This is a genomic window from Priestia sp. VA7, assembly GCF_055710015.1.
The window spans coordinates 1-12828 of record NZ_JBVQPN010000023.1 but is presented as its reverse complement, the minus strand read 5'-3'; the positions used below and the strand labels follow the sequence as shown (position 1 = coordinate 12828).

The 12828-nt window shown below is 33.3% G+C and carries 11 protein-coding genes; 4 read left to right on the top strand and 7 right to left on the bottom strand.

All coding sequences use genetic code 11. The features are described from left to right. Positions 1 to 1037 precede the first annotated feature (1037 nt). A complete protein-coding gene (locus AC0C45_RS29650) occupies positions 1038 to 1904 on the bottom strand; it encodes a manganese catalase (RefSeq protein WP_459993945.1) in 867 nt (288 codons plus the stop codon). Positions 1905 to 2373: 469 nt separating this feature from the next. On the opposite strand from AC0C45_RS29650, the gene AC0C45_RS29645 reads away from it, so the two are divergent. Further along, positions 2374 to 3081 (top strand): DUF421 domain-containing protein, encoded by a 708-nt coding sequence (locus tag AC0C45_RS29645; protein WP_472929294.1) that lies wholly within the window; start codon positions 2374 to 2376, stop codon positions 3079 to 3081. Positions 3082 to 3146: 65 nt separating this feature from the next. On the opposite strand, the gene AC0C45_RS29640 is transcribed toward AC0C45_RS29645, so the two are convergent. Then, on the bottom strand, positions 3147 to 3539 hold the full coding sequence (locus AC0C45_RS29640) for a hypothetical protein (protein WP_182009452.1): 393 nt from the start codon (positions 3537 to 3539) through the stop codon (positions 3147 to 3149). Positions 3540 to 4498: 959 nt separating this feature from the next. Here AC0C45_RS29640 and AC0C45_RS29635 point away from each other — a divergent pair. Continuing rightward, positions 4499 to 5203 carry a DUF6944 family repetitive protein gene (locus tag AC0C45_RS29635; RefSeq protein ID WP_472929293.1) on the top strand — a complete coding sequence of 235 codons (705 nt, stop codon included), beginning with the start codon at positions 4499 to 4501 and terminating at the stop codon, positions 5201 to 5203. A gap of 585 nt (positions 5204 to 5788) precedes the next feature. Beyond that, positions 5789 to 6463, top strand: a complete 675-nt coding sequence (locus tag AC0C45_RS29630) for a sulfotransferase family 2 domain-containing protein (protein WP_472929292.1) — start codon at positions 5789 to 5791, stop codon at positions 6461 to 6463. A 46-nt stretch (positions 6464 to 6509) separates the two neighbouring features. Here the strand turns inward: AC0C45_RS29630 and AC0C45_RS29625 are convergent, their stop codons facing one another. Both AC0C45_RS29625 and mobQ read right to left on the bottom strand, forming a co-directional pair. Next, entirely contained in the window at positions 6510 to 7274 is a 765-nt protein-coding gene (locus AC0C45_RS29625; protein ID WP_472929291.1) for a sulfite exporter TauE/SafE family protein, read from the bottom strand. A 368-nt stretch (positions 7275 to 7642) separates the two neighbouring features. Next, on the bottom strand, positions 7643 to 9625 hold the full coding sequence (gene mobQ, locus AC0C45_RS29620; RefSeq protein ID WP_221789692.1) for a MobQ family relaxase: 1983 nt from the start codon (positions 9623 to 9625) through the stop codon (positions 7643 to 7645). A 376-nt stretch (positions 9626 to 10001) separates the two neighbouring features. Between mobQ and AC0C45_RS29615 the strand changes: the two genes are divergently transcribed. Further along, positions 10002 to 10313: a hypothetical protein gene (locus AC0C45_RS29615; RefSeq protein WP_472929290.1), complete on the top strand. Its 312-nt coding sequence runs from the start codon at positions 10002 to 10004 to the stop codon at positions 10311 to 10313. Between the two features lie 97 nt (positions 10314 to 10410). Here AC0C45_RS29615 and AC0C45_RS29610 read toward each other — a convergent pair whose 3' ends face one another. The 3 genes from AC0C45_RS29610 to AC0C45_RS29600 form a co-directional block, all read right to left on the bottom strand. Then, positions 10411 to 10686, bottom strand: coding sequence for a hypothetical protein (locus AC0C45_RS29610; protein WP_472929289.1), 276 nt, complete (start codon positions 10684 to 10686; stop codon positions 10411 to 10413). A gap of 56 nt (positions 10687 to 10742) precedes the next feature. After that, the gene (locus AC0C45_RS29605) at positions 10743 to 11375 is read right to left on the bottom strand and encodes a DUF3967 domain-containing protein (RefSeq protein WP_472929288.1); all 633 of its coding nucleotides are present in this window, start codon (positions 11373 to 11375) and stop codon (positions 10743 to 10745) included. 193 nt (positions 11376 to 11568) lie between these two features. Beyond that, on the bottom strand, positions 11569 to 12420 hold the full coding sequence (locus AC0C45_RS29600; protein WP_472929287.1) for a helix-turn-helix domain-containing protein: 852 nt from the start codon (positions 12418 to 12420) through the stop codon (positions 11569 to 11571). Positions 12421 to 12828: the final 408 nt, after the last annotated feature.

Genomic DNA, 12828 nt, shown 5'->3' with positions numbered 1-12828 from the left:
CAAGTTTAACAATGAAATTTTTAGATAATTTAAGTATATAGAAGTTTTTTTATTTAAGGCTGTATCTTGTGATACAGCTTTTTATATTTTCTTGTTAACAAAATAAAAAACTGTCTCTTCTTTACTCGAGACAGTTTTTTATTTAAAGAGTTAAACGACATGATAAAAATGCAATTTGTAAAAATAGTCTGATATTTAATATATCATATCTACAGATAAAATCAATTATTTGAAGTGTTTAGCATATGTATAAAAGGTGCACTTTTTATACATCCTCCTTCCATTTGGGTATCGAGTAAACGTAGTCATATCAAGGATGTATAAAAAGCTGCATAAAGCAGAAACGAGGCCCCATGGAGAACCCTACTCCCATAAGGGTTCTTTTTTGGGTTGTGTTCCGGAAAGAGTGATTATGTTAACTAAGAATGTATATCTTATACAGCTTAAAAAATAGAAAAAACTACTGTGGCTCAAACAGTAGTTTTTTTGAATCTGATAGAGATTCAAAGATTCTTATAGAAGATAGGAAGTCTGATGAAATTGAAATGCTCAATATATAATATGAAAAAAGATCGTAAGGGTGCGGACGAGTACTAATTTTATACAGGCTTTCTACTGTTTTTGTGTTTACTTCCCAGAAAATCCATTATGTTAACTAAGGTTGTATATCGTATACAGCTTAAAAATCGAAAAAACTACTGAACAGGGATCAGTAGTTTTTTCTGTTTCTTGAATGGTCAATAGTCAGTTGACGTTGCAGAGCGTCTTGAGTAGTTTGCTCAAGATATAAAATTTTATTCCAAATAGGCAAGTTACCTAATTGATGACAAAAACATATAGTGTAGTAAGAATATTTTAGATGATGGAATCAATAACTTTAGTTCTCCTTTTCTTCACGCCTCCTTGATTTATATAGAAAAATAGAAAAACTACTTCTGAGTCTGAGAAGTAGTTTTTTCTGTTCCTTAGGAGTTAGCTTTAGAACAATAATGCATTCATCTCTAGTAGTTTGCTCAAATTGTTAAATGTTATTCTTTTTAAGCTAAATGTGGAGGAGGTGGAGTAAAGTTATCATTTCTCTTTAAATCTTGAGGTGGTGTATCGTGGATATATGGAGGAGCTGGTTTTAATTTTGGTTTGCCTCCAAATCCTTCTGGACATTGGACATATTGGAATACGCCTTCTCCATCCATACTTGGACCACTTGCCCAGCGTCCAGTAGCACTCTTTTCTCCTTCAGAAAAATTAAAGAGGACATGGGATACTTCCCTTTTCTCTAGGTGTCGAGGGAACGTACTTGGAACAACTACATTTTCTTTTTCCTCTAACTCCTTAATGGCTGCAATCCATTGATTTTGATGCATTGTATCTCGAGCAATCAACCAAGATAGCATATCCTTTACTCCACGATCACTAGTGGATTCATAGAGGCGTACAACTTGAAGGCGACCTTGTGACTCCGCGTTTAAGTTTGCTCGAAAATCTGCGAGAAGGTTACCACTTGCTATAATGTAATCTGCAGTCCATCTGTTCCCAACACTGTCAGCTGGCATAGCACCAAGACCAGAAACAATTGCGTGTTGTGGATTCATTCCTCCAAGAATGGCTCCAATAATCGGGTCTTGAGCTGCTTTTTCCAAATCTCCAACAGGTGCTCCATCAAGAAGTCTGGCAATCATTGTAGCTAACATTTCGATATGAGCTAGTTCTTCAGCTCCTGTGTCCATAAGTAGATCTTTATATTTACCGTTACCTCGTACGCTCCATCCTTGGAATAGATATTGCAGTGCTACAGAAATCTCACCAAATTGTCCGCCTAAAACTTCTTGCAGTTGCTTTGCAAATAATGGATCTGGACGATCCGGTTTTGAACGATATTGAAGTTCTTTTGTATGAAAAAACAATGGAATCATCCTATCTGTTTTAATTTTTAAATAGCCCATATATAAGCTATTCAAGTTATAAAGATAGGCGCCTATCTCATTATTACTTGTGAATAAGAAGATCTGGCTATAAAGAAAAACCCTGCAGATTAGAGTTTCTGCAGGGCATTGAATCTAACATAGGGTTTATTTTACTAATTATATATTTATATACGATTTCTATGACTACCTATGAAGTTGATTATGTTAATTAAAAATGTATACCATATACAGCTTGAAAAATAGAAAAACCAACCTCTGAGTCCTAAAGGTTGGTTTTTCTGCTCTATTGCTAAAGGATTTTCGTAGATGCCTCGCGGCGTCTTGAGTAGTTTGCTCAAATTATTAGAAATTATTCATTTGTATAAGATAGATACTTTTATGTCAATAATTAGTAGCTAATAGTTGATGCTTATTAAAATTTTCAGCTAACATTTAGGATGTGAATGTATTGGATTTTTTTTATAGTCAAGAATCACTTACTGCAGTTCAATGGATTCTAAGAGCAGTTATTTCATTTTTCTTTTTACTCATTGTTACTAAAATAATGGGACAAAGATCGCTGTCTCAGTTAAGGCTACTTGATTTTATAATGGCTTTATCAATAGGCAATATTATCGCTCATCCTTTGTCAGATCAACATTTAGGATTGAAGGGTTCTATGATAACGATAGGTGTATTAGTTATTTTATATCTTATCTTAGTATTTTTAAGTCTTAAGTGGTTAAGATTCACAAAATTTATTGATCCGTCGCCTTTTCCTCTTATAAGAAATGGGAAGATACTCTATAAAGGTCTAACTAAAGCTAGGATACCTATTGATGTTTTATTAACAGAATTAAGAAAAAAACAAATCCATGATATTCAACAAGTTGCTCTAGCATTATGGGAATCAGATGGGACTATTTCGTTTTTTTTAGAATCTCAGTATCAAACATTAACTCCTAAAGATATGAAGCTAATGACAAATTCATTTTCTCTTCCTATAACAATTATTAAAGATGGAAAGGTTGATTTTGAGGAGTTAAAACAAACCGGTAAAGAAGAAGATTGGTTGAAAAATCATATTAGAACGGTGTATGGACTAGAAATAAAGAATATTTTATTAGCAACAATGGATGATAATAATAACAAGATAAACGTTTTTTTATATAAGTAATTATGAAGTCTCAGATGTATGTGTAAACTGTCTTTCAAGAAAATTAACAAACAGATATAACTGTTCTAAGGTATAAAATCCAGTATATCTGTTTGTTTTTCCTCTTGAAGTATTTCAATTCCACCTATAGCTTCTAAAGCATGTGCAAAAGATTTAAGGGAAACCCCTATTATTTCAAGTTCTTGAGCTTTGAATGTTACCTGTTCATTTATTGCCGAAACTTGTTGCGTTACTCCTATAGTCTGTAAAAATTGGCCGAATGTTTCAATCCAAACTGCAGATACTACCTTTTCATCACCAGATGATGGGTCTTCATTTATTAAAAACAAATTTGATACCCCAATGGTTTCAATAATTTGGCCAATCGTTTTAATCCAAACTCCCGTTGCAATTACATTTTCAAATTTTAATTTCAAATCTTCATTTTCTGTATATTTGTCGTCTTTTTTTGTCATCATTTATTTTTACCTCCGTTAGTGGAGTTCTGTTATATTCATCTATATATTATGTTTAATTTTGATTTTTGATAAAATCCATTAATATATGATATAAAGCCTGAAACAGAAAAAACTACTTCTGAGTCCGAGAAGTAGTTTTTTCTGTTCTTTAGGAGTTAGGTTTAGAGCAATGATGCATTCATCTTGAATAGTTTTATCTAGATATAAACTTTTATTCATTAGGGTTTATAAAGGGCATTTTTGAATGTAGTGATCTAGTATAAAAAATGTTCAAAAACTATCGTATTAACTAAATCAGCATATCTTATAGATATGAAAAAGGGTATAAGAACAATTTTGTTTTTCTTATCTGCAGCACAACATTTAAGAGAACAAAACTTACTTGTAGCTCGTATTGGTTTATATTCTTTTCTACAAATTTTACATTTTTTAATTGAATGTTTGATATATGCTTTTCCTTTACACTTCTGAGAACAATATTTTGCATTTTTGTTATAACTTTTAAATTCAGAATCACAAATCTGACAAAAAAACTGAGCCAAGTTGCTAATCACTCCTGCTAAATACTAATGGTTGCAATCGTACTATATAAGATGAATTCTAAAGCTTGTTGCTAATGAAGTCCATTATGATAACTAGGTTTGTATGTGATATGCAGTCGAAAAATAGAAAAAACTCCTGGTTCCTGTTCAGGAGTTTTTTCATGGATTATGGCGAGATGATGATATGAATCATCTTGGATAGTGTTCTCGAGAAGTGAAGTTTTATTCGTATAGGCAAGTTACCTATATGATTATTAGTGAATACAATAATATAGGCTTATACTTTGCTCTTAGTATTAAGTTTATGGCCCTAGAATCCTTATATTTTGTTTTTTTTAAAGTACCCTTTGGGTTTTAGATTCTAATGGGTACTTTTTATTATCAGAAAGTATGTCTTTAACGACAGGATAGATTATTATGGATAATCAGTTAAAAGAAATCTTTGGTGCTTGGTTAGCAGCTATTGGTACCGTCACAGCTGCTGTAGGCAGTACTCCTTTCCGTTCATTAGGAAGCAGTTTCAGAAAAGATTTAAATTTAATTGGAAATGAACTACAGGCCGTGGGAAACGCTCTAGAGGCTGATGGACAGGGGGAAGAGAATCTCGAGAAAGTTGGGAATGAACTTCAATCTGTGGGGAATGTGACCGTGATTTCTGGGCTTGTCATAGATTTTGAAGATGTAACACAACAGAAACTGATTATTAGTGGAAATTGGATTCAAGCTTTAGGTGGAGCTACTGCTTTAGGAGATGAATTTCAAGATACGTCAAATATAAATGAAATCTATAATATTATTGGAAATTTACTTCAGGTAATTGGGAATTCATTGCAAGCTTTAAGTGGTGTAAATGAATTGAAAGCAAGTTATATAGGTAACAACAAAGAGTCATCTGAAAAAGAAGAAGATAATAATAGCATATGGTCATTAGATGTTGTAGGGAGTTGGATCCAGGCGATTGGATCCGTTATTTCATTAATTGGACAGATTCAAGAAGAAAGTGAAGAACAAAGCAATGAAAATGAAGAAAATAATTCTGAAGACAGTGATGATAAACAAGATAATCCGACACAAGAAAATAGGGGGAGATATAAGAATGTCATATCAAATAAATATTTTTAATATGGACATTAACTATTGCGGTAAGGATGGAAACATTAATATAAATCGTACAATAAGTAAAAATAATTACTTGAAGGATAAGGGTAATAATACAAATTCTTCAACAGAAAATATTCAAAAACAGTAAATTTTCATATAGGTAAAATAACCGTTAGAATGACTACTTCTAACGGTTATTTGTTGTTAAAAAATGTTTTATTTTAATTAAACATGTATAAGATATACAGTTTAAACAAGAAAAAACTACCTGCGTATAAGATAGTTTTTTTCTCTAATTGGTATTTTAGAGACGATGCCTCACGGCGTCTTGAATAGTTTGCTCAAAACGTTAGAATTTATTCTTTAAGTAGAGGCAAGTTGCCAAAAATAGAAAAGTGAATATGTTGGAATTAAGAAAACCATATGGCAATGGTTTAGTTTACTTTCATCCTCTAATTAAAAACCCTTGAAATCATTGATTCCAAGGGTTTTTATGCTATGTTGATAATTTATTACTAGTTAATTACTAACTACACGGGATATTTGGCTTTTGTATTTAGAATATAAGTATTAAAGTGAGTTTTAAAAAAGGAGGTGCATTTTTGAATGCAGAAAAAGCTTATTATCTTTATGCATATTCCTAAAACTGGAGGAACCACGTTAAATGAAATTTTTAAAAGATCTTATACTGAGAATGAGATATATGATCATGTTCCTCTAGAAGCAATGAATAAGCATTTTAGTCAATTAAAAGAAGAGGATAAAAAAAGAATTAAAGCAGTATCTGGTCATCATTTCTATGGTATACATGATCTCTTTTCTAGACCTTATACTTACTTTACTATGATGCGTAATCCTATTGACCGTGTCATATCGTTATATTATTTTTTAAAAACGTATCCAGGTTATTATGAAGAAAATATGAGAAATATGTCCTTTGAGGAATATATTGATTGGGACCCTCAAGCCAGTAACGGACAAATTCATCAAATTTGTGGGCAAAATTCTCAACTAAGTTTAGAAAAAGCAAAAGAAAATTTAAAAGTATTTGAAGTAGTGGGAATAACAGAGATGTTTAATGAATCACTTTTATTGCTAAAGAATAAATTCAATTGGGCTAATATTGAATATAAGAAAGAGAATGTTACAAAATCTCGCCCTCGAATTAGTGAAGTATCACCTGAAATAATTAAAAAAATAGAAAAAAATAACGAATTAGATATAGAACTATATGAATTAATAAAATCTAATTTTATTAAACAACTTAAGGGTGCTGAATGAAAAGGTTTTAGACATATTTAAATAAAAAAATTTGAATTTGATGATTCTATATAAGTCTTAATCCACTTATTAAAATAATTATAGCTATTATAACTTGAAGGGGCTTGGTAGGAACTTTGGTAGATAGCCTACTACCTACTGACACTCCTAGAATTGATCCTATTAGCAAATTAGCTGCCAACATATAATCCACGTTTCCAAAACTAGCATTTAATATACCCGCAACCGTTACTAAAAAAAAGGCGTGTGTAATATCTGTACCCACTAATTCGGAAGTGTTCATTCTGTAAAAAAATAACATAGCAATAGCAAATAAGGAGCCAGATCCAATAGATGTTAGTCCAACTATAAAACCAAAGATAACACCGATAATAATAGTTAATGCTTTCTTTTGTTCAAGTGATTGCATTTGCCAACGGTTGGGCTTTATTTTTTTATCAAAAAAGATTCGGATTAAAAAGGAAACAGCTACTAAAGTTAAGATATATCCAAGTGCATATTTAATAATTTGCTCTTGATGCTGATGAAATATTGGCAATAAATGAATGATCCCAATCGCAACCATAGCACTAGGAATACTACCTAATGACAAATATTTCACTAATTTAAAATTGATAGTACCTTGTTTCCAATGTTGACCTAGTCCGAATAGTTTTGTAATGGAATTATAGATAAAATCTGTTCCTACTGCGATGGAAGGGCTAATACCTAATAATATTAAAAGAGGGGTCAAAAGGGCTGCTCCTCCTACTCCTGTTAACCCTACTAAAATCCCTATTACTAGTCCCATAACGGCAATACTAACGCTCATCTTTTTTCCTCCAATTTAAATCGGGATACGATTATTTAACTAAAGAACATTGACATGCTCTAATAAATAATATTCTGAATGGCTTTCATTCGTTCTTTTAGAGAAAGATCAAATTATTAAGGGTTATCCCGCATATATATTTAGTTCCAATGAAAAATAAGAGTCTCAGTGGTTAAACTGAGACTCTTATTTTGAAGTTTATAGAGTTACTGAAAAATCAAATTAGATAAATTTTTCTCAACCTATAAAACAGTGATTATATGCTTTTTTTCGATAACAAACTTTATACTAAGTCAGGTTGGTACTAGCATCTAGAAGTAGTAGCAACTTTAAGTTGTTTCTAATTGCCTTAAGGCAATTTTTTATATTTAACGGTTAAAATCTGGTCCTTTATTCTTTGCTCTATTTATAGTTGTACTTCTCATTTCTCTTAATTGATGTCTTTGTTGAGCTTGCTCTTGGCTATGAGTAGCTTGTTGAATAGCATTAAAAACGTTATTTAGAGCGTTTATGTTGCTTTCATGTGCTTTTATTTCTTTTTCTAACCATGGGACAACTGTTTTCTCCATTGTGTTCATACGGCTTTGTTGTTGTTGTAAATCTTGTTTTCCTTTATAGCCCAGTTCTTTTAGGTTTTCACGTCCATATTTAGCTTCACGTTGCAATTCTTCATACTCTTGACGAGCTTTTTTTGAGACAAGCCGTTTGGCTTTTTCTCCAGGGCTTTTATCTAATTCATCAAGCTTTTTCTCCACGCTGCTGAGCTTTTCTACTTCTTTACTCATAGTTGAGACATGTTCTTTCTCTATACCAACCATTTTCTGATGTTTTTTGAACTCGTCTAGCTTCTTTTGGTTAGCATCCAGACTTTGTTTGATGTTAGATAGCCTAAATTGATTTTGTTGAGCAATATCATGATACTGTTCGAGCCTTAATGCATTGCTGTACGTAAGATACTTGCCAGCTGTTTTAAGATCCGGATAATAAGAGCTTACCTCACGGATTTTGGCCTGTTTAATAGCTTCTTCAGCTTGTAATAGTACCCTAGTTTCGACTTGAATCTGTTTTTTCTCATACTTAATTTGATTGAGTCGATTTTCCTTCTTTTGAGAGAATTCTTGATAACGCTCATAGAACTCTTCTTTGATTGAAAAACGAAGCGTTTCTTTATGTTTTTGAATGCTGCTTTCATAGCTTTCTTTGTTACTTTCTAAATCAGAAATTTTATCAAGATGACGTCGTTTCATCATGTTATTCTCTTTAAGTTTAAATGGATTAAGGGACTTCTTAAGTTCCTCTACTTTTTCTTCGTTCTGTTGGATTTCACGCTCCAGATCCCTCACACGATCATAATAATTGCTGACATTTAAGAATTGCTGTTGTTGGATATGAAAGTGTCGTTCAATTGGATCATGACGATCACTCATTTTGCGTAGTTCTTCGTGGCGTGCTGTAATATCTTCTAAGGTAATAACTTTTTGACCTACAAGAGATGCAGCTTTTTGAATATAGGTTTTCTCGATATCTGTAGAAAAGCTGAATTGCTTCTCTTTTTCCTTCATTTTCTTTAAGTGGTCTTCTTTTTGACGACGATAAGCTTGTAAATCAACCACGGCTTTATTGTAGTCTTGGCGGTCTCTATTAATCTGACCACGATCTGTTTTCTTCCCTTTCTTCTCCATGTCATGTGCGACATGGCCTAAGTGAACCATTGGTAAGGTTTCGAGTCCACGCTTTTCATGAGAAAGATGAGTAATACGTTCATTGCTTTGAGCTTGTTCCAGGGCTTTGTTGGCATAGTTTGCCCACTGTTCACGAATGGATAAGCAGCCTTCGCTGTTTTTGACGTACCCACGGTTGTTTTCTTTCGCATTCGCAAAATCAGCATTCCAGTCACGGTTCTTTTTGCCGAATCCATCTTCATTTAGATTTCTCATGGTTAACATGATGTGAGCATGAGGATTATTGGCATCATCACGATGAATAGCAATATCAGCAACCATTCCTTTTTGCACAAACTCGTTTTGAGCAAAGTACTGAATGAGTTCTTTTTGTTGGTCATGACTCAGTTCAATTGGCAAAGCAATATTTAATTCACGTGCCAATTGTGAGTCTTTGCGCTTCTCTACTTTTTCAACTTCATTCCATAAACGGTTCCGATCTTTCATCCATTCTGGCGCATTAGAAGGAGTCAGAATCATGGTTTCTGGTTGTACATGACGAGCATAAAATTTTTGCTCGTCTGTACGTTCATCATGTAGTTTTTCGCCACTTCGATAAGCAGCTGCAGCGACAGCTGATTGTCCTTTTGAACGACTAATAATTTGCATCGATAGATGGTAGATAGCCATAATTCTTTCCTCCTTTCTTGAGAATGGGTTAGTGAGTTAGGAATAAGTTGATGAGAGCACAAAGTGCGCTAATCAACGCTTTAGATGAAATCAGCATCATGAACACCGGAGGTGTCAGATGGTGGTTTCATCTTTGCCGATAGGCAAACAGGTTTTATGAAATTCGCCATCTAGGCGAATGGGTCTTTGATTTTTTCTTTTTGTTCCGAAGGAACCGCACACATCGGTACGATGTATAAGTGCGCCCTTATCTCTTCAATCTAAGGGAATTATACCATATCCTGGTGAGAGAATCTATGCTAAGGATACCAATTTATCTCAATTTTTGATATAATCAATTTAAACATTAGAGAGCAAGAAAAGGAGATGAGGATGGGTGCCGAAGAAGCGAACAGATGAGGAAATTCTTCAGGAGTTAGAAGAAAAAATTGAGAAGATGAAAGCAAAGAAACAACAAGTTGAAGCGCGTAAAAAAGAAAAAGAAAGAAAAGAAAGAACAAGACGATTGATCCAAGTCGGCGCGATCTTTGAGAAATACTTTGAGATTCAAAGTGAAGAAGAAGCAGAAAAGATTGCGAAGGCATTGCAATCTTATGTAGGAAAAAACAAAGATAAGATTTTGCATCATGATCTGGTTGTAAAAGAAAAAAAGAAAGCAGCAGCTGAAGTAGCTACTGCCGAAGGATAATTTACAATATAAGTTTATAGAGTTTCAAATTGGCTATTTTAGCTTGAACAAACTACTCAAACTAAAATAGCCAATTTGAAACCTTGTACTTCTTATACTATTCAATATCAATTTCTCGTTCTTTATTTGGAAATTCAACTAGATTGTCTGTCGTTTTTTTCTTTTTTGGCTTTTGAGTTTTCGGCTTTTTGACTACAAATCCCTCAATCTCATCCTCATTACTATCGACTAACGTCACTAGCTCTCCATCAGCATTACGGAAATTGATATATAAATTTGCTTTTGAAAGAGTTACCTCATACTGCTCCATCAAACCTTGCAATGTACTGGCAATAAGTTCAGGCGTAACTGGCTCTTCAAATTTAATTCTCATTTTCCATCACCCCATTTTTTGTTATAGCTGAGATCTATATAAATTAGTCTTGTATGCTACCTCCAAAACTCCCACCATTTCTTTTTGTTTTCTTCCTGGGAAGCAGCCAACATTTTTTTGGTTTCCCTGATGTCCCGCATAACTTGAATAAGGATTTCGTCTCTTTTTTCAGTTCCTGTATCGTCATCCATTCTTTCAAGCAATGTTTTTTTTAGCTCATAAACTTCTTGAGTTTGATTGTCTTTAATAGTCTGTATCTCATTTTTAAATGTTTGTTCTTGCTCTTGAAGAAGTCTTACAAAGCGCTTCTCTTGCTCTTTTAAAAGTTCATTCATAAGCGTCATAGCGTCATGACTACTAGAACCCTCTTCAGGTATGATGTCATGACCGTCAATGCCGTTTTCAGGCATGACATCATGACCCATTGGCTCTAGTCGCTTCTTGTTGGCCATGCCTATCTTCTTTGCTACAGACTCAATGGTCATACCGTCATAACTGATTAGCTCCAAAAACATCTCCAAAGCTTTTATGTCGTCCTCTGTAAAAAGGCGATGTCCTAAATTGTTTCTTCGAAAAGAGTACCCTTCTTTTTCAAGGCTAAAAATGTACTTTTTGAAGACAGAATCCTTGAGATCTAACCTCTTTAAAACTTCACCAGTTTTATAAACAAAGTTATTCATTTCAGACATAACGTCATGCCCCCTCTCTAATTCATTCGTCATGACATCATATTAGCCCTTCAATTAAAGAGCTTGCAAACGAATATATTTAAAACTTGCCGTGATGAATGACGGCCATCTCACTTTGAGATTATATCAATTTTCAAGAAGTCTAGTCTTAAATTACTGTTATAAAGGGGCTCTTTGTTTAAGAGGCCATACCTTATACCCTTGAATGTAGAGGGTGGTTTTTAAGGCGTTTAGTTCGTTCAATAAAACTATCTACAAAGCTGGCCATTGCTTTTGTGTCGTCACGTTCTAAAAGTTGGTTATAAGCAATAGTGTAGGCTAATTTGTGCAATTCCTCAGTAGAAAGGTTACGTCCCTGTTTTATGTAATCTACAAGTTTATCAAAAGCAATATGAGCGATTTCTTGCATAATAGATTTATCAACTGATACACCAAAGTTCTTCATTGCAAGCCAAATACGTCCGTATAGAGACTTAATTTGATTACCAAAGAAAGCTTGATATTGTTGAAGTCTTTTAGGAACCATTTTTATATAAGCTTTACGTTTAGATGTTTCTTTGCTCATATTTAGATGTTTAATATTATGTATTTGTTTTAAGAAGGTTTTGTTTTCTTGGTGTTGCATTTTTGAGCTTTCTTGTGTTGCATTTTCTTCAATTTGATTAATTTCTTTCACGGATTCTTCTGTTTGAATTGGTTGAATAATAACGGCATTACTTGTTTGTTTCATGTCACTACTGCGTTTCATTTCTAATTGTTTAATAATGCCGAGATTCTCTAAATGGTTACACGCACGAATAATAGTAGCACGACTTTTACCAATCAATTTACCAATATTTCTTTTCGTTAAGAAAGAAACTCCTAGGTGCTTCGCTGAATGGCCATGTAAGACTTTTAATACAGCAACATGGGTTTTATTCAATTGATCCTTAAAACGTTCTATATAGGACCGTACAGCTTCGTTTAGGGTATCAATAGACTCGAAGCTTGATAAATTTTTATATGTTTCTACACTTGCGATAATCTCGATTTTTTCTTTTGCCATTTTCATTCGCTCCCTTTTATGGAAAACGAAAAAAGACGTGATACCGTTTTACAGGTAAACACGTCTTTTAAAATGATAAAAGAGTATAGAACTTCCCCTTGTTTTTCATGTAATTCTATCGTAAAATGAACATAGAATTACACTAAAGAAAAGGTGAAGCAGGTGTTTACCGTAGGGTGTTTACGGTGGACGGTTGAAGAAGGGGTCGGATCCTTCGACAACACGCTTTGCCTTTTTCGATTTTCCGATCATGTAATTGATTTAATCATAGCAAACTCTACCAAGTTTAACAATGAAATTTTTAGATAATTTAAGTATATAGAAGTTTTTTTATTTAAGGCTGTATCTTGTGATACAGCTTTTTATATTTTCTTGTTAACAAAATAAAAAACTGTCTCTTCTTTACTC

Bases quoted from the DNA above. Each gene is read 5' to 3' on its own strand.
- AC0C45_RS29625 (WP_472929291.1), bottom strand. From the start codon at position 7,274: ATGAGCGTTAGTATTGCCGTTATGGGACTAGTAATAGGGATTTTAGTA.
- mobQ (WP_221789692.1), bottom strand. From the start codon at position 9,625: ATGGCTATCTACCATCTATCGATGCAAATTATTAGTCGTTCAAAAGGA.
- AC0C45_RS29635 (WP_472929293.1), top strand. From the start codon at position 4,499: ATGGATAATCAGTTAAAAGAAATCTTTGGTGCTTGGTTAGCAGCTATT.
- AC0C45_RS29600 (WP_472929287.1), bottom strand. From the start codon at position 12,420: ATGGCAAAAGAAAAAATCGAGATTATCGCAAGTGTAGAAACATATAAA.
- AC0C45_RS29630 (WP_472929292.1), top strand. From the start codon at position 5,789: ATGCAGAAAAAGCTTATTATCTTTATGCATATTCCTAAAACTGGAGGA.
- AC0C45_RS29640 (WP_182009452.1), bottom strand. From the start codon at position 3,539: ATGATGACAAAAAAAGACGACAAATATACAGAAAATGAAGATTTGAAA.
- AC0C45_RS29605 (WP_472929288.1), bottom strand. From the start codon at position 11,375: ATGTCTGAAATGAATAACTTTGTTTATAAAACTGGTGAAGTTTTAAAG.
- AC0C45_RS29610 (WP_472929289.1), bottom strand. From the start codon at position 10,686: ATGAGAATTAAATTTGAAGAGCCAGTTACGCCTGAACTTATTGCCAGT.